19 protein-coding genes and 1 pseudogene are annotated in these 17,380 nt (G+C 59.7%); 16 read left to right on the forward strand and 4 right to left on the reverse strand.

The genetic code is table 11. The features are described from left to right. Positions 1–128: 128 nt before the first annotated feature. Positions 129–320, reverse strand: a pseudogene (locus ENGE1_RS29060) (tyrosine-type recombinase/integrase); the annotation flags it as partial. 144 nt (positions 321–464) lie between these two features. Between ENGE1_RS29060 and ENGE1_RS08115 the strand changes: the two are divergent. From ENGE1_RS08115 to ENGE1_RS08135, 5 genes are all read left to right on the forward strand, one after another. After that, positions 465–713 (forward strand): hypothetical protein, encoded by a 249-nt coding sequence (locus ENGE1_RS08115; protein ID WP_139625923.1) that lies wholly within the window; start codon positions 465–467, stop codon positions 711–713. Positions 714–1,045: 332 nt separating this feature from the next. Beyond that, entirely contained in the window at positions 1,046–2,281 is a 1,236-nt protein-coding gene (locus ENGE1_RS08120) for a phage tail fiber protein (protein WP_053075541.1), read from the forward strand. A gap of 13 nt (positions 2,282–2,294) precedes the next feature. Next, positions 2,295–2,828, forward strand: coding sequence for a phage tail assembly chaperone (locus ENGE1_RS08125; protein WP_048252415.1), 534 nt, complete (start codon positions 2,295–2,297; stop codon positions 2,826–2,828). Then, the gene (locus tag ENGE1_RS08130; RefSeq protein ID WP_080964487.1) at positions 2,825–4,858 is read left to right on the forward strand and encodes an S-type pyocin domain-containing protein; all 2,034 of its coding nucleotides are present in this window, start codon (positions 2,825–2,827) and stop codon (positions 4,856–4,858) included. Before ENGE1_RS08125 ends, ENGE1_RS08130 begins: the two co-directional genes overlap by 4 nt. Next, on the forward strand, positions 4,851–5,105 hold the full coding sequence (locus tag ENGE1_RS08135) for a bacteriocin immunity protein (protein WP_072065252.1): 255 nt from the start codon (positions 4,851–4,853) through the stop codon (positions 5,103–5,105). Before ENGE1_RS08130 ends, ENGE1_RS08135 begins: the two co-directional genes overlap by 8 nt. 596 nt (positions 5,106–5,701) lie before the next feature. Here the strand turns inward: ENGE1_RS08135 and ENGE1_RS08140 are convergent. The 3 genes from ENGE1_RS08140 to ENGE1_RS08150 all read right to left on the reverse strand — a co-directional run bounded on the left by ENGE1_RS08140 (position 5,702) and on the right by ENGE1_RS08150 (position 8,590). Next, positions 5,702–6,583 (reverse strand): pirin family protein, encoded by an 882-nt coding sequence (locus tag ENGE1_RS08140; RefSeq protein ID WP_048252417.1) that lies wholly within the window; start codon positions 6,581–6,583, stop codon positions 5,702–5,704. 79 nt (positions 6,584–6,662) lie between these two features. Continuing rightward, on the reverse strand, positions 6,663–7,778 hold the full coding sequence (locus ENGE1_RS08145) for a succinylglutamate desuccinylase/aspartoacylase family protein (RefSeq protein ID WP_048252418.1): 1,116 nt from the start codon (positions 7,776–7,778) through the stop codon (positions 6,663–6,665). Continuing rightward, the gene (locus ENGE1_RS08150) at positions 7,775–8,590 is read right to left on the reverse strand and encodes an ABC transporter substrate-binding protein (RefSeq protein ID WP_043084669.1); all 816 of its coding nucleotides are present in this window, start codon (positions 8,588–8,590) and stop codon (positions 7,775–7,777) included. The genes ENGE1_RS08145 and ENGE1_RS08150 overlap by 4 nt, the downstream gene beginning before the upstream one ends. A 377-nt stretch (positions 8,591–8,967) precedes the next feature. Here ENGE1_RS08150 and ENGE1_RS08155 point away from each other — a divergent pair, with 377 nt between their 5' ends. The 11 genes from ENGE1_RS08155 to ccmI all read left to right on the forward strand — a co-directional run bounded on the left by ENGE1_RS08155 (position 8,968) and on the right by ccmI (position 17,351). Further along, entirely contained in the window at positions 8,968–10,074 is a 1,107-nt protein-coding gene (locus ENGE1_RS08155) for an AI-2E family transporter (protein WP_048252419.1), read from the forward strand. A 223-nt stretch (positions 10,075–10,297) separates the two neighbouring features. Further along, a complete protein-coding gene (locus tag ENGE1_RS08160) occupies positions 10,298–10,567 on the forward strand; it encodes a hypothetical protein (protein ID WP_048252420.1) in 270 nt (89 codons plus the stop codon). A 212-nt stretch (positions 10,568–10,779) separates the two neighbouring features. Further along, complete coding sequence (ccmA, locus tag ENGE1_RS08165) at positions 10,780–11,403, forward strand: cytochrome c biogenesis heme-transporting ATPase CcmA (protein ID WP_048252421.1); 624 nt, start codon at positions 10,780–10,782, stop codon at positions 11,401–11,403. After that, entirely contained in the window at positions 11,397–12,056 is a 660-nt protein-coding gene (ccmB, locus tag ENGE1_RS08170; protein ID WP_043084666.1) for a heme exporter protein CcmB, read from the forward strand. The genes ccmA and ccmB overlap by 7 nt, the downstream gene beginning before the upstream one ends. 45 nt (positions 12,057–12,101) lie before the next feature. Then, positions 12,102–12,839 carry a heme ABC transporter permease gene (locus ENGE1_RS08175; RefSeq protein WP_048252422.1) on the forward strand — a complete coding sequence of 246 codons (738 nt, stop codon included), beginning with the start codon at positions 12,102–12,104 and terminating at the stop codon, positions 12,837–12,839. Then, on the forward strand, positions 12,836–13,060 hold the full coding sequence (gene ccmD, locus ENGE1_RS08180) for a heme exporter protein CcmD (RefSeq protein WP_048252423.1): 225 nt from the start codon (positions 12,836–12,838) through the stop codon (positions 13,058–13,060). The genes ENGE1_RS08175 and ccmD overlap by 4 nt, the downstream gene beginning before the upstream one ends. Beyond that, entirely contained in the window at positions 13,057–13,527 is a 471-nt protein-coding gene (ccmE, locus tag ENGE1_RS08185; RefSeq protein WP_045287964.1) for a cytochrome c maturation protein CcmE, read from the forward strand. The genes ccmD and ccmE overlap by 4 nt, the downstream gene beginning before the upstream one ends. Beyond that, positions 13,524–15,476, forward strand: coding sequence for a heme lyase CcmF/NrfE family subunit (locus ENGE1_RS08190; protein ID WP_048252425.1), 1,953 nt, complete (start codon positions 13,524–13,526; stop codon positions 15,474–15,476). The genes ccmE and ENGE1_RS08190 overlap by 4 nt, the downstream gene beginning before the upstream one ends. Next, positions 15,473–16,027 (forward strand): DsbE family thiol:disulfide interchange protein, encoded by a 555-nt coding sequence (locus tag ENGE1_RS08195; protein ID WP_048252426.1) that lies wholly within the window; start codon positions 15,473–15,475, stop codon positions 16,025–16,027. The genes ENGE1_RS08190 and ENGE1_RS08195 overlap by 4 nt, the downstream gene beginning before the upstream one ends. After that, on the forward strand, positions 16,024–16,488 hold the full coding sequence (locus ENGE1_RS08200; protein WP_045287962.1) for a cytochrome c-type biogenesis protein: 465 nt from the start codon (positions 16,024–16,026) through the stop codon (positions 16,486–16,488). The genes ENGE1_RS08195 and ENGE1_RS08200 overlap by 4 nt, the downstream gene beginning before the upstream one ends. After that, a complete protein-coding gene (gene ccmI, locus ENGE1_RS08205) occupies positions 16,485–17,351 on the forward strand; it encodes a c-type cytochrome biogenesis protein CcmI (RefSeq protein WP_048252427.1) in 867 nt (288 codons plus the stop codon). Before ENGE1_RS08200 ends, ccmI begins: the two co-directional genes overlap by 4 nt. Positions 17,352–17,380 lie beyond the last annotated feature (29 nt).

The raw sequence follows: 17,380 nt of genomic DNA on the forward strand, positions 1-17,380 counted from the left end.
CCGGTCTTGAAAACCGGCGAGGGGAAACCCTCCCAGAGTTCGAATCTCTGCGCTTCCGCCATATAAAAGAAGGGGTTACCGAAAGGTAGCCCCTTTTTGCTATGGGCTCGTAGAACTGACTTAGGATATTTTTTCTGAAGCGATGGCCTGTCGAGGGTGAGAGACACCTTCGTTTTGCGGTCGTAAACCAGCACCTGACTCTCAGTTTTATGTTCGCTGAAGAGCTGCTTATCGCGGCTGCTGCCTTCGTAGTCTGAGATCCCCTTCGCTTTGAGATCGTGGAACGTGCAGTCGAGAACGTATCCCAGCTTTACCGATGCCTTCTACCTGGCGTCTTCCCTGTGATGGCTGAATCCACGCTTACCCAATCCGCTGCCGTGCGTCCCCAGTATGACGTATGAGCCCGGATTATTTGGCGTAACCGCACCAATATTGGTTATCCCTCTGCGGTGAGCTTTGGCTATTTGCTGACGGATAATAACGGCTTTGCCGTCCCTGCTATCAACGTCCGGGGTGATAACAGCTTTGAGGCGCTCTGGCAGTTTAACCCCAATGATAAAACGCTGTACTGCCCGGGTAATGTCTATGTAGGCGGCGCGGCCTATCAGAATGACGGCAACGTTAACAGTTCTGTCTGGGGTGGATATCTCAGTAACTGGCTGAATAACCAGTTCAAAAACCGCGCTGACAATATTAATAACCGCGCGACGTAGGACTACGTTAATAACGACAACATGCCCACGCGCAATGCCGCTGACTATATCGACGCGGTGACGGATATTGATATGAATAACGCACCGGACATTGGGTGGCTGGAGGAGTCGGCGGTGTAGAGCATGCAAACCGCCAGTCTGAAACTGCAGCTGGCCCCTTATGTGTATCCGTTTACGCTGCCTGAAAGTTGCACGATAAAATAGTGTAAGTGATAGCTAATCTCATCGGTTGACACTGATACTGGATAGGCATACAGTTGTTTTGCTGGATATATATCCAGTACTCATCCGCTCCGTTCAGGAGCTTAACGCTGATAAAAAAGGAAATCACGATGGCCGATGAGAAGAAAAATGCCCAAGTTACAGGTGGTATTAACGATGACATTCAGGAGATGAAGTCCCTCACCACCCTGCGTAAGCGGGTGATCGGCGACGGGGAGGTGGTCTCTAAATCCGGCAATGCATTCCGCCTTGCGGGCGGCAATACCGGGGTTATCCTGCGCAAGGATGACAGTGATTTTTACATGCTCACCACAAAAGACGGTCAGGCCCAGGACGGGGAGTGGAACACGCTGCGGCCCTTCTCCTTTAACCTCAGAACCGGCCGGGTCTCCCTGCGCAACGGGGTGGACATTTCCGGCGGGACCTTCGTCTCTCACAACGCCGGCATCACCGCGCAGACCACCGGGCCTGACCCGCTGATTAGGGGCCAGGAATATAACTCCCCGGAAATCTCCACGGCGTTCACAACCGGCAATACCACTGTCAAAGTGCTGATGGGCGCCAGAATCAGTCAGGATAATCAGGAGTATGGACTGATCTCTTACCGGGACCGGCGGGGGCAGTGGAACGAAGTCCGTCTGAAGAAAAATGCCGAGCTTGAAGTTGGCCAGCTTACCAAGCTCAATCCTGAGGGCTGGATTACCCTCGCCGGTAACCGCAAAGTGAATGATGTCGGGGACTACAAAACTAACGGCGTGTGGTTTCAGGGGCGGGGAAACCTCAGCGCTGACTTTTACCACTATGAGGAAACCGGCCACAATCATTATCTGGGTCTTCACGTCGCCAACGGAGGGGCCGACGGCTGGTTTAAATTCCGCAACGACGGTGACTTCTTTGCCAATAATAATCTTCACGCCGGCAATGCCACCCTCGCGGCGGACGGTAATGTTAACGGGCCCCTATGGGACGGCTGGCTGAACGACTGGCTGAATAATGCCTTCTGGTCCAGGGACAGCAATATTAACAACCGCGCGACGTGGGATTACGTCAACAACGATAATACCCCGACGGTGAACGCCGCCAACCGGGGAGCCATCGACGACCGCATCCGGTGGTGGCTGGCCAATCAGGGCGCCGGCGCCGTCGGCACCTGCGGGCTGTTCTACAACCTGTCCGGGCATGACATAAACCCCAACGACATCATTCCGGGTCATCAGCTCCGCTGGTCCTCGGCAGGGGAACGCCAGGGCGGAGCCCCGGACGGGTCGTGGCGCGCGCTGGGCACCGTGAATGCGAGCAAGGGCTACGACGGGGATGAGGTTACCCTGTACGTGCGCGTGAGCTGAGGGAGGTCTCATTATGGCGAATACACAAAACATCCCGTCCGGCTGGTTTGACGTGACTGATGCCCGCCATCCGCGCTGGTCTGACGTCTCGCGCCGGACCATCACCCTGGACGTGCTTTTCGGATGGTGCCGGGAAAGCGGAACGTACATCCCGTTTACCGCCTCCCCGGACGACGGCGAGGCGCATGGCCGGCAGCTGTTTGCCGACGCGAAGGCCGGAGAGTACGGGGAGGTGGCTCCGCCGCCGGCCGCGACGGCGAAAGCGGTGCAGGCGGAGATGGCCCTGCGCATCCGGGAGGCCACGGCGGTGCTGAGCGCCCTGGGCGTGCGGCAGGAGACCCTGGAGGACGCGGTGGACCTCGGGATGGTCGGGGACGACGCCCTGGCGGGACAGGATGCCATCCGGACGGCCGTTAAGGCCTGGAAAACGTACCGGGTCAGGGTGTCGCAGGTCCCAGCGCAGCCTGGGTATCCTCAGAATGTGGGCTGGCCGGATGCGCCTCAGTCAGATTCTACCGGCAGTGATTCAGGGAGGGCAGAGGTATGAGCGGTAACGGCGGCGATAATGCCCACGACAGCGCATTCGGCGGAGGAAGGAACCCGGGGATGGGGAACTCAGGCTCCGAAGATCATTCCGGGTCCTCCGGAAATAGCGGCTCAGGCAGTCAGTCAGGGGCGGGCCATTTTACCGGGCCATCAACTACTATCGGTCCGGACGGACAGGTACATATAAATCTTGAGGGCTGGTCAGAGGATAAAGGCAAGCCTGGCAGCAATGGTGGAAAGGGCGGCAGTGGAAAAGGAGAAGGAGGACAAATTCAGGGGGCGTTACTCACGCCAGTTCCCGGAAAACCCGGCAGTTACACGTCATCAAATCCAGGGCAGACAATGCTGGCGACATCCATTGATGATAATTCCGAAAATGGTACGGGTTCATATACCCTGCATACAGGGAAAAATCAGACAATAGAGGTTACAGTACCCAATGGTGATATTAAACAAATGACCGTTGAGTACAACAACTGGAAAGGTCCAAAGCTTAAATATAAGGATATGCAGAAATTTATTTCTGCTTTCATGGACGCAACCGCGCCTGACAGAGCAAGAAGAGAAGAGGCCCGACGGGCTGAGGAAACCCGTAAGGCCGAAGAGGCCAGAAAGGCAGAGGAAGCCCGTAAGGCCGAAGAGGCCAGAAAGGCAGAGGAGACCCGTAAGGCGGAAGAAGCCAGAAAGGCGGAGGAAGCCCGGAAGGCGGAGGAGGCCCGGAAGGCGGAGGAGGCCCGGAAGGCGGAGGAGGCTCGGAAGGCGGAGGAGGCCCGGAAGGCCGCTGATGTGGCTAAAGGTGAAGCCGCCCGTAAGGCCCTGTTTGCCAGCGTCGGTATCCTGAACGCGCCGTCCTACACCCCGGAAATGGTGAGGGCGGCTAACGCGGCGCTGTCCGGGGAAGGCGCGATGGCGCTGGGCCGGGCACCGGGGATGATACAGTTCTCGGGGGCGGGAACGCTGCCCTTCAGTCCCGGCGTTGCGGGAGGCGAAGCCGGTGCCATCTGGCGCGGCGTGACAGAGTTGTCCCGAATAGCTACCGCCACCCCTCAGGGGGCGGTTATCGCTGCGACCATTTTCTCAATTTTCCATATTCCGTCTGCCGGTGAGGGCAGCGACAGGGTTCCCGACCGCGATATCGACATGCTCGCCGCCCAGGCCAGCCTGTACACGGCGATGAAGACGGAGATTACGCCGGGGATGAAGACCGCGGACCTGCCGGTGCGCGGCTACATATCCGGCGACGGCAATGGCCGGCAGTCGGTGAATCTGGTCAGAACCGGGACGGGCGGGATTTCGCCCACGGTGCCGGTGCTGAACGCGGTGCGTGACAAGGCTACAGGCCTGGATAGAATTACGGTACCGGCAGTAGGGGGAGCGCCGGCGAGGACCATTCTGGTGAACCCGGTCCCGGTGGGGCCGAATGCGACGTGGCACACCGGAAACGACGCGCCGGTGCCGATGACGCCGGTGCATACCGGCACGGAGGTGAAGCAGGCGGACAGCATCGTCACCACGACGTTCCCGGCGGGCGACATTCCGCCACTGCAAGACTTCATCTACTGGCAGCCGGACGCGACCGGGACGGGCGTTGAGCCGATTTACGTCATGCTCAGTAGTCCTCGTGATTTACCAGGTAAAGCCAGCGGCAAGGGTGAAAAAGTGGGTGAAGGCTGGCTGAATATTGCCGGACAGGAACTCGGCGCACCGATCCCCAGCCAGATTGCTGATAAGCTGCGTGGGCGTGAGTTTGCGAACTTTGGTTCCTTTCGCAGGGCGTTCTGGACTGAGGTAAGTAAAGATCCTGAGCTAAGTAAGCAATTTGATCCCGGTAGTATAGCTACTATGAAAAACGGGCGAGCCGCATATGTTAGAAAAACTGAACGTATAGGGAAAAGGGTGAAGATGGAGCTACACCATATAAAGCCGATAAATGAAAACGGGGCGGTCTATGACGCAGATAATTTAGGTGTTGTAACTCCAAAACGACATATAGAGATCCATTCAAATAAGGGGAGTAACCGAAATGGCTAATAAGAGCCTATCTGATTATACAGAAAAAGAATTCCTTGAGTTTGTAAAGGGGATTTATAATGACACTTATTCTTCAGAAGATGCTCATATTGAAGCAGTGCTGGAGTTTGAGAGACTGTCTGAACATCCATCTGGTTCTGATTTGTTGTATTACCCGGAAAAAGGTAAAGAAGGGCCGGAAGGTGCCGTTAAAGAAATTAAAGAATGGCGAGCCAAAAACGGCAAGCCTGGATTTAAAAAAGGATAGTTTTCAATCAACTCTGTGTGATTCCTGAATTTCAGGAAATGCCTCACTGCGAGCAAGGTTGTCAGCCCCTACGCTGGCAACCTTGCTTTTTTGATTAACGGCGCGGCAGGGGTTGCTATGTGGGCAGTTTGAGTAGCTAAAAATGACCTCGCAACCTCGTTTAATTGATAAATCGTATCTCTCCTGACAGGGCATTCATCACTGACGACAGTGATGCGCTCGAAGGAGGTGCGCTGAACGGTGTCACGGTCCACGGCGTGCTCGCTCACACGATAACCGTTTTTGACAGGGAGGTGGGGCCGGTATAGGAGGAAACCCGTAGAATAATGACTTTTTGGCTGATGTAACCTATTGATTGGTAAAAGATGAAATCACAACCTTTATTCTATCAAATTGATTTATACGACTGATATTAAATGATTTTTCTTCAGTCTTGAAAACCGGCGAGGGGAAAACCTCTCAGAGTTTGAATCTCTGCGCTTCCGCCATATAAAAGAAAGGGCTACCGAAAGGTAGCCTGAGCCGTCAGCAACGCCGTAAAACACTGCCCCAACGCGTCTTTTACTGACTGTTGGGGCTTATTCAGTTAAGCGCAATCACGGCATAACCGGCGATCGCGTCGGCGCCCGCTCATCGTCTACCACCTGCCCAAATCGCGGATCGCCGCTGTTCCATGCGCTGACGAAGGCCTGAAGTTCGGCCTTGCTGCGCCCGACAAAATTCCACCACATCATCACCGGCTCGCTGAGCTTTGCGCCTCCCAGCAGCAGTATCCGCGCTCCCTTTTTCAGCGTTAGCCGCACGTTCTCCAGGCCATCGCCCAGATAGAGCAGCTCATTCAGGGCGATGGATTCATCATCGGCTGCGGCCGCTCCCTCAAGGACGAACGCGCCATATTCAAAATCCGGGCGCAGGGGAAGTATGGTCGTCGCTTCGCTACTGGCCCGCATATCGATCCCGAGGAGGGGAGAGAAGTGCAGCGTCGGGGCGCTGTGCCCCCCGGCGTCGCCAACCAGCAGGGTGAAATCAATAGCGTCTTTTTGCCACTGCGGCAGCTCGGGATAGTGGTCGAAGCGGGGAGGCATATTTCTGGCGGCGTCCGGCAGGGCGATCCACAGCTGCGCCGCGTGGAGCCGGGTGTGGCCGGGAGCCGTGTCTTCACTGTGGGCAATGCCGCAGCCGGCGGTCATCAGATTGACCTGGCCGGGCCTGATAATCTGGCGATAGCCGAGGCTGTCGCGGTGCAGAACTTCGCCGTCGAGCATCCAGGTAAAGGTTTGCAGGCCGACGTGCGGGTGCGGGCCGACGTGCATGCCTCCCTGGCCGCGTTCGAAAACCGCCGGGCCTGCGTGATCGAGAAAACACCAGGCGCCAATCAGCCGCCGCTCTCTGACCGGGAGGGCGCGCGAGACGCCAATGCCTCCGACATCGGTCACGCGCGCGCTGATGCGCTGTCGGGGGGCGGGTAGCATGGCCATGGCGTTGTCCTCTGAGTGTGATCGTCTGCCATTTTTAGCCCGAAAGTCCGCGAATTGCCAGCGCCATCGGGTGTAAACCTTACTCCACCAGCAGGTTGCCCGCGCGTACCGGAATCGCGCCGGCAAGCCTGACCACCAGCGCGCCCGTGCAGGCGAACCGGTCCCAGTGCCTGGCGTACAGGACGCCGCCGTGCTCCGCCACCAGCGGGGTCACCTTATCCCCAAGCGGATCGACGATCTCCGCCACGACTTCGCCCGGTTTGACGAGGTCGCCGGGATGGCGGTGGTGTAATACCACGCCGGCGTGCGGGGCGTGCAGATATTCACAGCCCGCCAGCGGCGTGGGGGCGTGCCTGAGCGGAGGCGCTGCTTTTACTTCGCCGCTGATATAGCCGCCCGCCGTCAGCGCCGCGATGATGACCCCGGCATCCTGCTGCGCCTGCCCGGCGGAGACATCCCGCACCCCGCGCAGCTCGAGCGTGGCCGGCAGCAGCCCGCGCGGCATCGGATACTCTGTCGCGAAGTGGCTTCTCAGCGTCAGCCAGGGTTCGCAGCAGGCCTCGTCGAACGGCTCCCCGCCGGAAATCTCCGCCAGCAACTGCACCTCGCTGCCCAGCCAGCGCGCCAGCGGTTCAATCTCCGGCCAGGCGTGGGGCATGGTGTAGAGGTGCGGCAGCGCCTCCCAGTCGCAGTGGATATCCAGCATCAGATCCGCCTGGGTGGCCATGCGCATTAGAGTATGGCGCAGAGAGGCAAGCTCGGTGGCGGGGCGGATCTGCTGATAGTAGTGGTCCAGCGCCTCGCGAATAAGGCGCCTATTTTCGGCCTCATCCTGCGTCAGCCGCCCGCGAAGCGTCTGAACCAGCGCTTCGCCGACCTGCGGAAATTGACGGTTAAAGTCCTGCCCCGAGGGCGCGTGGAAGCGCCCCAGGTGGGTGCCGTGCCAGTGCTGGCCGAGCCCGATGGGGTTAGCTACCGGCACCAGCGTGAAGGCCGCCCGCAGACGGCCAGCGCGCTCAAGTTCGAGCAGATGCTGCTTGAGATACCACGCGGTGGCGATCCCGGGGATCTCGTCTCCGTGCAGTCCGGCCTGTATATAGACCCGCCGGCCGCCGCTTTCACCGTAATGAAAACTGACGATCTCCCGCTGCGTTCCGGGCGTGGCGCAAAGCAAAGGATGGCGCTGCTCTCTCACGATCCTGCCCCGGGCTGCGGCTGAATAGAAATATCGGTTGCGAAATATTTCTTCTGGATTTTATCGAAGGTGCCGTCTTTTTTTATCGCCGTGAAGGCATTATCCAGCGCCGTTTTCAGCTCAGTATCGCCTTTGCGCAGGCCGATAGCCGTACCGGGGCCAATAATCGGATCCTGCACGATAGGGCCGGCCAGCTCAAATGCCTGCCCCTGAGGCTGTTTCAGAAAACCGATGGCCGCCTGCGCCGCGTCGGTGAATACCGCATCCAGCCGTCCCGCCACCAGATCGCTCTCCACCTGGGCCTGATCGCCATAGGCTACCACCGTCACGCCGTAAGGCTCCCACTTCGCTTTGGCATAGCGCTCCTGCACCGTGCCCTGCTGCACTCCCACGCTTTTCCCCTTCAGCGAACCGGCCTCTGGCAGCAGATTAGCCCCTTTGCGGGCGATCAGCTGGACGTGGGTATCGTACAGCGGCATCGTGAAATCGATCTGCTTCATCCGCTCCTCGGTGATCCCCATATCCGAGAGGATGGCGTCGAATTTGCGCGCCTTCAGCGCCGGGATCATGGCGTCAAACTGGCTCTCGACCCAGACGCATTTCGCCTGCAGCTGCGTGCACAGCGCATTGCCGAGATCGATATCGAAGCCCACGAGTTTGCCCTCCGGCGTCTTCGATTCGAAAGGAGGATAGGTGGGATCGACGGCGAAGCGGATCTGTTCAATACTGGCCTGCGCTCCGAACGCGCAGCCGGCCAGAAGGAGAGCGGTAAGGATTTTGCCGCAGCGCGGGCGGTGGATTTTCACTGTCATATTATCTTCTTCATTATGTGATGTTGTAAAAAGCAGACTACTCCCGCGCCGGCTAGATGGCAATTTATCCATAGCGTTCTGTCATAGCGTATTATTTTTGGTAATAACCAGACCGCTGCTCAAAAAATCAGAAAGGAAAGCCATTAATATCTGTCGGGAAGTTGATGATGTTGATTTGATCCCTTTATTGAATGCCTCAGCTTCGCGTTGCATCCGCGCTTTCCCGTCCCTGGTGAAAAGACGCTGAGGCGGGTTACGCTGCACGCCACGGCGCACCGGCAGCCGCGCTGATAAGACCCTGGCCTTTGTATGCTTGTAAATTCGCCGATTGGTTCTATAGTGCCTGAGTTGATAACGCGTATTTACAGGATGGCATGATGCGACTTAACGGAATGACTAAAGGGTTCTTTATCTTTATTCTGGCAATAGTGACATGGGGTTTTTTTGAGGTACTGGCACCTTACTTTTCAGCGGTATTCTGGGCGGCGATCCTCACCGTTATTTTCTATCCGGTGAAAAACAAGCTGCGGGCCCTGCTTAAGGACCGCAACGGCGTGGCATCCATACTGACGGTGGTGATCATCTGCCTGATCGTCTTTATTCCGCTGATGATAATCCTCTCGTCGCTGGCCTTTGAGCTGAACATGGTTTACACCAAGCTGCAGCATAATCGCACGCAGATCCCTGAGGTCGTCTCCGGGTTGCTCAACCACCTGCCGGGGTGGGCGCAGTCCTTTATGGCCGAGCACGATCTGAGCAACGTTGCGCAGATTCAGCAGAAGCTCTCTGCTGTCGCGCTTAAGGGCGGGCAGTACCTGGCCGGCAGCGCGTTTCTGATCGGCAAGGGCACTTTTGGCTTTACGGTGAGCTTCGGCATCATGCTCTACCTGCTCTTCTTCCTGCTCAAGGACGGTCCGTGGCTGGTGCGTCAGATCATGGATTCATTACCGCTGTCTGATTTTGTTAAACATCACTTGTTTGCGAAATTTGCCGCCGTTTCGCGCGCGACCGTGAAGGGCACGGTGGTGGTCGGCGCGGTCCAGGGCCTGCTCGGCGGTATCGCCTTTAAAATCGTCGGTATCGACGGCAGCATTCTGTGGGGGGCGCTGATGGCCTTCCTCTCGCTGGTGCCCGCCGTCGGCTCGGCGATTATCTGGGTGCCGGCCGCTATCTTCCTCTTCGCCACCGGTCAGATTTGGCAGGGGGCGTTTCTGGTCGGCTTTTTCGTCATCATCGTCGGGCTGGTGGACAACATTCTGCGTCCGCTGCTGGTCGGCAAGGACACGAAAATGCCGGACTATCTGATCCTCATCACCACCCTGGGCGGTATGGAGATCTACGGCATCAACGGCTTTGTCATAGGTCCGCTAATCGCCGCGCTGTTTATTGCCTGCTGGAACCTGCTTTCCGGGCGTGAGCACGAGGGTAACGTCGACGAACTTGATGATGACTTCATTCAGGAAGGCGAGCAGCGCCCCGAATAACGCCTTATCACCTCAGATAGTCCGCCTTCGCGGACTATCGTCATTTTCTAATCTTTCCTCTATTTCTGGATAAATACCTTCTGCCGACGCGTATGCAAAAAATAAATATTGTTCTCAATGTTTATTGAAACAATATTTTAAAAGTTTGCTATGGCGATAATGAGAGTAATAGATTGACCCTTCGAGGCTCGTAAGGATCCCTTTGTAGGGCATTCGGGTCCCGATGATGGCCTTGCCGCAGAACGGCTGCCAGAAATTCACCTTCAATAATGACTACCTTATCGGCGCGGCCCCGCTGCCCAATAACCCCGATGGCGGCAATAAGCCGGGCGACTCCTCTCCGGAGCGCTGCGTCAGCGAAGCGGATCCCGCCGGGTTTAAACTCTCTCCGGGTTCGCCTGCGCGCAATGCCGGCAAAGTCATTGCGGATAACGGCGGTAAAGACTATGCCGGCGCAGTCGTAAGCGAAACCGAACTCCTTGCAGGGCTATGAAAAACCCCTCTTTCTGTAAGTCAATGATTAATTGTGACAACTGGATAACAGACTCCGGCCAATTAATAGGGTTATAATGTGCCGCTTTTCAACCTGCGCCGCCGGGAAGAGCGGCGCGTATTAAGCACAGATCTAGAAACTGGCTGCTGAGCATCTGTCTTATACTCAGCGGAGTTGTAGGGAAGTAAGAATAAATAACTGATTGAAATCTGATGCTTAACGTTAATGATATAGCCTGCGAGCGTAACGATCAGCTGCTGTTCAGCGGTCTCACTTTTACGCTGACGGCCGGGGAAATACTTCAGATAGCCGGCCCCAACGGGGCGGGCAAAACCTCCTTGCTACGTCTGCTGGCGGGGCTGGCTAAACCGTGCGCCGGCCAGGTGCTGTGGCAGCAGAAAGCCGTCAGCCGCCAGCGGGAAGCGTGGCACGCCCAACTGCTGTGGATTGGCCACCGGGCCGGCATTAAAAGCACCATGACCGCCGACGAAAACCTGCACTTCTACCACCCGCGCTGCGATCGCAGCCGGCGCTGGCAGGCGCTGGAGCAGGTGGCGCTGGTGGGCTATGAAGATCTTCCCGTCGCCCAGCTCTCCGCCGGTCAGCAGCGGCGGGTAGCCCTGGCGCGGCTGTGGTTGAGCGAGGCTGCGGTGTGGATCCTCGACGAGCCCTTTACGGCGATTGATAAGGCGGGCACCGAAGTGCTGACCCGGCGTATCGAGCAGCACGTTGAGCAGGGCGGCGCGGTGATCCTCACGACCCATCAGCCGCTGCGCCCTCTTGCGGTGCCGCTGCGCACGCTGACGCTGGGCGAGGGGGCTTCCGCGCCATGCTGAAGGCTATTTTTTATCGCGACCTGCGGCTGGCGGTGCGCAACAGCGCCGAGATTTTCAATCCGCTGTGGTTTTTTCTGATCATCATTACGCTGTTTCCGCTGGGTATTGGCCCGGAGCCGCAGACGCTGACCCGCATCATGCCCGGCATCGTCTGGGTGGCGGCGCTGCTCGCCTCGCTGCTGAGCATGGACAGGCTGTTCCGCGACGACTACCTCGACGGCACCCTGGAGCAGATGATGCTGATGCCGCTGCCGCTGCCCGGCGTGGTGTTGTCGAAAGTGGCGGCACACTGGGCGGTGACCGGGCTGCCGCTGCTGCTGATTTCGCCGCTGGCGGCGCTGCTGTTTGGCCTCTCCTGGCACGGCTGGCAGACCCTGGCGCTGACGCTGCTGCTCGGTACGCCGACGCTGAGCTTTCTCGGCGCGATTGGCGTCGGGCTGACGGTGGGTCTGCGCCGCGGCGGCGTATTATTGAGCCTGCTTGTGCTGCCGTTGACTATTCCGCTGTTAATTTTTGCAACGGCGGCCGTGGACGCGGCGCAAATGCAGCTGCCGGTCGACGGCTATATGGCGATCCTCGGCGCGTTTCTGACCGGCTGCGCGACCCTCAGCCCGTTTGCGACGGCGGCGGCCCTGCGCATCAGCGTGCAGTGAATAATAAACATAATCACTTTACTACTGGCAATTTGAGCAATGACTATGAAGGCACTACATCAACTCGCCAAACCAGAGCGCCTCTACGGGCTGTGCGGGCGATTTATTCCCTGGCTGGCCTGCCTCAGCCTGCTGCTGCTGGTTGCAGGCTGCGTCTGGGGCTTCGTCTACGCGCCCGCGGATTACCAGCAGGGCCAGAGCTACCGCATCATGTATCTGCACGTTCCGGCAGCCATGTGGTCGATGGGCATCTATGCCTCGATGGCGATTGGCGCCTTTATCGGCCTGGTGTGGCAGATGAAGATGGCTGACCTGGCGGTAGCCGCTATGGCGCCGGTGGGCGCCGTTTATACCTTTATAGCGCTGGTGACCGGCTCCGCCTGGGGTAAACCGATGTGGGGCACCTGGTGGGTATGGGATGCGCGGCTCACCTCTGAACTGGTGCTACTGTTTCTCTATATCGGGGCCATTGCGCTGTACAACGCCTTCGACGATAAGCGCCTCGCCGGGCGCGCCGCCGGCATTCTGGTGCTGGTGGGCGTGGTGAATTTACCGATTATTCATTTCTCCGTGGAGTGGTGGAACACGCTCCATCAGGGGTCAACCAACATGCAAAAAACCATCGATCCCAGTATGCGCACGCCGCTGCGTCTGACTATTTTCGCCTTTCTGGCGCTGTTTGCCACGCTGACGCTGATGCGCCTGCGTAACCTTATCCTGCTACAGGAGCGCCGCCGCCCGTGGGTGGCCGCGCTGGCGGAAAAAGAGGGAGGCAAAGCATGAACAGCGCATTTGCCTCCTGGCACGACTTCTGGCTGATGGGCGGCTACGCCTTTTACGTCTGGCTGGCGGTGGCCTTTACCCTGGCGCCGCTGCTGGCGCTGGTCCTGCACACCCGTTTACAGCGAAAAGCCCTGCTGCGCGACATCCGCCGCCAGCAGGCCAGCGCCCGCCGCGTGGCTGCCGCGCGCGGCCGCGCTTCTGCACAAGGAGGTGAAGTATGAATTCGCGCCGTAAAACCCGGCTCTGGCTGGCGCTCGCCGTATTGCTCGGCATTGGCCTGACCACCGTGCTGGTGCTCTACGCCCTGCGCTCGAACATTGACCTGTTCTATACGCCGGGGGAAGTTATCTACGGTAAAAATGAAGGCGGCCAAAAGCCGGAAATCGGCCAGCGGCTGCGCATCGGCGGGATGGTGATGCCCGGCAGCGTTAAGCGCGACGCCCACTCCCTGAAGGTGACTTTTACGCTGTACGACGCGCGCGGCGCGGTCAGCGTCAGTTATGACGGCATCCTGCCGGATCTGTTCCGCGAGGGGCAGGGCGTGGTGGCGCAGGGCGTAATGGACGGGCCGGTGCATATTCAGGCCAAAGAAGTGCTGGCCAAGCACGATGAGAACTATACGCCGCCGGAAATTAAGCAGGCGATGGATATCAATCACCGCCCGGCTGCGGGAGGCGCTAAGTCATGATGCCGGAAATCGGAAACTTTTTACTCTGCCTGGCGCTGGGCATTTCGGTGCTGCTGAGCATCTACCCGCTGTGGGGCGGCATGCGCCAGGACGAAAGGATGATGGCGCTCTCCCGGCCGCTGAGCTGGGCGCTGTTCTTCGCTATTCTTGGCGCCTTCCTGATCCTCGTTTACGCCTTCGTGGTCAACGACTTCACCGTCGCCTACGTCGCGAACAACTCCAACACCCAGCTGCCGGTCTGGTTTCGGGTTGCCGCCACCTGGGGCGCGCACGAGGGCTCTCTGCTGCTGTGGGTGCTGCTGATGAGCGGCTGGACCTTCGCCGTGGCGGTGCTGAGCCGCAACGTGCCGCTTGAGGCCGTCGCCCGGGTGCTGGCGGTGATGGGGATGATTAACGCCGGCTTTCTGCTGTTTATTATCCTCACGTCCAATCCGTTTCTGCGCACGCTGCCGTACTTCCCGATCGAAGGTGCCGATCTGAATCCGCTGCTGCAGGATATCGGCCTTATCTTCCACCCGCCGCTGCTCTATATGGGCTACGTCGGCTTTTCGGTAGCCTTCGCCTTTGCTATCGCCTCGCTGATGGTCGGACGGCTGGACAGCGCCTGGGCGCGCTGGTCGCGCCCCTGGACCCAGGCGGCGTGGCTGTTCCTGACTATTGGTATCGTGCTCGGCTCCGGCTGGGCCTACTACGAACTGGGCTGGGGCGGCTGGTGGTTCTGGGATCCGGTGGAAAACGCCTCCCTGATGCCGTGGCTGGTGGGCACGGCCCTGATGCACTCCCTGGCGGTAACCGAAAAGCGCGGCAGCTTCAAGGCGTGGACGGTGCTGCTGGCGATCGCCGCCTTCTCCCTGTGCCTGCTCGGCACATTCCTGGTGCGCTCCGGGGTGCTGGTCTCGGTCCACTCCTTCGCCTCTGATCCGGCGCGCGGCGTCTTTATTCTGGCGTTTCTGATTATCGTCATCGGCGGCTCCCTGCTGCTGTATGCGGTGAAGGGCGGGCAGGTGCGCGCCCGGGTGCGCTACGAACTGTGGTCCCGCGAGACGATGCTGCTTGGCAACAACGTCCTGCTGGTGGCGGCGATGCTGGTAGTGCTGCTGGGCACTATTCTGCCGCTGGTGCATAAGCAGCTCGGGCTTGGCAGCATCTCCATCGGCGCGCCGTTCTTCAATATGCTGTTCACTATTCTGATGGTGCCGTTCGCGCTGCTGCTCGGCATCGGGCCGCTGGTGCGCTGGCGCCGCGACCGGCCCCAGCGCCTGCGCGGCCGTCTGCTGATCGCGCTGGTTACCACCGCCGTGCTGGCGGTGGTGCTGCCGTGGCTGCTGCAGGACCGCATCGAGGCGATGACCGTCCTCGGGCTGCTGATGGCCATCTGGGCCTTCGCGCTGACCGTCGCTGAAGTGATCGAGCGCGCCACCGATCGCCAGGGCCTGTGGCAGGGGCTGCGCAAGCTGAGCCGCAGCCACTGGGGGATGGTGGCCGGGCACGTCGGTATGGCGGTCACCGTCGTGGGGATTGCCTTTAGCCAGAGCTACAGCATCGAGCGCGATGTGCGCATGAAGCCCGGCGATAGCGTGGATATCCACCACTATCACTTCGTCTTTAAGGATGTTCACAACATTACCGGTCCCAACTACAGCGGCGGCGCAGGCCTCATCGAGGTGCAGCGCAACGGCCATCACGAGGCCACCCTGCGGGCCGAGAAGCGCTTCTACAGCGCCAGCCGCCAGGTGATGACCGAGGCGGCCATCGACGGCGGCCTGACCCGCGACCTCTACGCGGCGCTGGGCGAGGAGCTGGACGACGGCAGCTGGGCGGTGCGCCTCTATTACAAACCTTTTGTCCGCTGGATCTGGTACGGCGGGGCGCTGATGGCGCTGGGCGGTCTGCTCTGTATGCTCGATCCCCGCTATCGCCTGCGTAAATCTCTCAAGGAGGCGTCGTGAACCGTAAACTGCTTTTTATTCCGCTGGCTCTCTTCCTGGTCCTGGCGCTGGTGCTGATGTGGCAGCTGATGCGCAACGCCGACGGCGATAAGCCGACCGATCTGGAGTCGGCGCTGATCGGCAAGCCGCTGCCGGTGTTTACGCTTGAGGCGCTGGATAATCCGGGAAAAACCATTGACCGCGACACGCTGATCGACGGCAGGCCGCTGCTGCTCAACGTCTGGGCCACCTGGTGCCCGACCTGCCGCGCAGAGCACCAGTACCTGAACGGACTCTCTGCCCAGGGCGTGCGCATCGTCGGCATGAACTACAAGGACGACAGGCAGAAGGCGGTCACCTGGCTTAAGACCCTCGGCAATCCCTACGCCCTGAGCCTGTTTGACGGCAACGGGATGCTGGGCCTGGATCTCGGCGTCTACGGCGCCCCGGAAACCTTCCTGATCGACGGCAGGGGGATTATTCGCTACCGCCATGCCGGCGAAATGAACCAGCAGGTGTGGCAGCAGGAGCTGCAGCCGCTGTGGCAGAAATACAGCCGGGAGGCCCAATGACCCGACTTTTACTGGCGATGCTTATCGCCCTGTTTTCCTGGCACGCCGCGGCGGCCATCGACACCTGGCAGTTTAAAGACGAGGCCCAGGAGCAGCAGTTCCGCACGCTCACCGAGGAGCTGCGCTGCCCCAAGTGCCAGAACAACAGCATTGCCGACTCTAACGCGATGATTGCCCACGACATGCGCCAGAAGGTGTATGAGCTGATGCAGCAGGGCCAGAGCCGGCAGCAGATCATCGACTATATGGTGGCGCGCTACGGTAATTTCGTCACCTACGAGCCGCCGGTGACGCCATCGACCATTGTTCTCTGGCTGCTGCCGGCGCTGTTTATCGTCGGCGGCGGGCTGGTTATCTGGCGCAGCAGCAGGCGGGGCAGAGCCGCGGGCGAAAGCCTTGCGCCAGACGAGCAGGCGCGCCTGCGGGCGCTGCTGAAAGACGATGAGAGGAGCGAGCGATGACAACCGGCTTTATTGTAATGGCAGCACTGCTGGTTCTGTGCATCGGCCTGCTGTTTGTGCCCTGGAGCGGTAGGCGCAGCATCAGCCGCGACGGCCTCAACCAGCTGATCTACCGCCAGCGCCTGCGGGAGCTGGATGAAAACCGCGATGCCATCGACGCCAGCCAGCGCGAGGCGCTGGTGACCGACCTGCAAAAAAATCTGCTGGATGACGTTCCCGCTGCCACCAGCGCGCGCGCCGGGCGCGCCGGCGCGTGGGTCTATCTGCCGGGTGCGGTGGTGCTGGTGGCGGTTACGCTTGGTATTTTCTTTAAAACCAGTAGCCTGATGGCGGTGAGCGAGTGGCAGCAGGCCGCGGCGCAAACCCCGGCGCTGCTGCAGCGGGCGATGCATCCGGGCGCCCAGCCGCTGACCATGAGCGACCTGTCGCGCCTGGCCCTGGGGCTGCGCACCCGCCTGCAGCAGCATCCCGATAACCTCGAGAGCTGGGTGGTGCTGGGGCGCATCGGCGTGGTGCTCAACAATTACACTCTGGCTTCGCAGGCGTTTGAGAAGGCTTACCGGATGGCGCCGCAGAACGCGGACGTGAAGGCCGGCTATGCCGAGATCCTGCTGCGCTCCCCGGATGAGGCCGACAACCGGCTGGCGGACATGCTGCTGCAGGAGATGAACGCGCAGGCGCCGAACAATACGGAGGTGCTCGGCCTGATGGCCTTCAGCGCCTTTGAGCGCCAGCGCTACCCGCAGGCTATTGATGCCTGGCAGAAAATGCTGCAGGCGCTGCCCGCCGGCGATAGCCGCCGGGCGGTCATCGAACGCAGCATTGCAAAAGCGCAGCAGGAGCTGGATGGGGCAGGGAAGTAATAACGCCGCCGCCGGGTGTCCGGCGGCGG

This window comes from Pluralibacter gergoviae ATCC 33028 = NBRC 105706, assembly GCF_001598855.1.
Lineage (GTDB): Bacteria > Pseudomonadota > Gammaproteobacteria > Enterobacterales > Enterobacteriaceae > Pluralibacter > Pluralibacter gergoviae.

Bases quoted from the DNA above. Each gene is read 5' to 3' on its own strand.
- ENGE1_RS08120 (WP_053075541.1), top strand. From the start codon at position 1,046: ATGGCCGATGAGAAGAAAAATGCCCAAGTTACAGGTGGTATTAACGAT.
- ENGE1_RS08125 (WP_048252415.1), top strand. From the start codon at position 2,295: ATGGCGAATACACAAAACATCCCGTCCGGCTGGTTTGACGTGACTGAT.
- ENGE1_RS08130 (WP_080964487.1), top strand. From the start codon at position 2,825: ATGAGCGGTAACGGCGGCGATAATGCCCACGACAGCGCATTCGGCGGA.
- ENGE1_RS08135 (WP_072065252.1), top strand. From the start codon at position 4,851: ATGGCTAATAAGAGCCTATCTGATTATACAGAAAAAGAATTCCTTGAG.
- ENGE1_RS08140 (WP_048252417.1), bottom strand. From the start codon at position 6,583: ATGGCCATGCTACCCGCCCCCCGACAGCGCATCAGCGCGCGCGTGACC.
- ENGE1_RS08150 (WP_043084669.1), bottom strand. From the start codon at position 8,590: ATGACAGTGAAAATCCACCGCCCGCGCTGCGGCAAAATCCTTACCGCT.
- ENGE1_RS08155 (WP_048252419.1), top strand. From the start codon at position 8,968: ATGCGACTTAACGGAATGACTAAAGGGTTCTTTATCTTTATTCTGGCA.
- ENGE1_RS08160 (WP_048252420.1), top strand. From the start codon at position 10,298: ATGATGGCCTTGCCGCAGAACGGCTGCCAGAAATTCACCTTCAATAAT.
- ccmA (WP_048252421.1), top strand. From the start codon at position 10,780: ATGCTTAACGTTAATGATATAGCCTGCGAGCGTAACGATCAGCTGCTG.
- ccmB (WP_043084666.1), top strand. From the start codon at position 11,397: ATGCTGAAGGCTATTTTTTATCGCGACCTGCGGCTGGCGGTGCGCAAC.
- ENGE1_RS08175 (WP_048252422.1), top strand. From the start codon at position 12,102: ATGAAGGCACTACATCAACTCGCCAAACCAGAGCGCCTCTACGGGCTG.
- ccmD (WP_048252423.1), top strand. From the start codon at position 12,836: ATGAACAGCGCATTTGCCTCCTGGCACGACTTCTGGCTGATGGGCGGC.
- ccmE (WP_045287964.1), top strand. From the start codon at position 13,057: ATGAATTCGCGCCGTAAAACCCGGCTCTGGCTGGCGCTCGCCGTATTG.
- ENGE1_RS08190 (WP_048252425.1), top strand. From the start codon at position 13,524: ATGATGCCGGAAATCGGAAACTTTTTACTCTGCCTGGCGCTGGGCATT.
- ENGE1_RS08200 (WP_045287962.1), top strand. From the start codon at position 16,024: ATGACCCGACTTTTACTGGCGATGCTTATCGCCCTGTTTTCCTGGCAC.
- ccmI (WP_048252427.1), top strand. From the start codon at position 16,485: ATGACAACCGGCTTTATTGTAATGGCAGCACTGCTGGTTCTGTGCATC.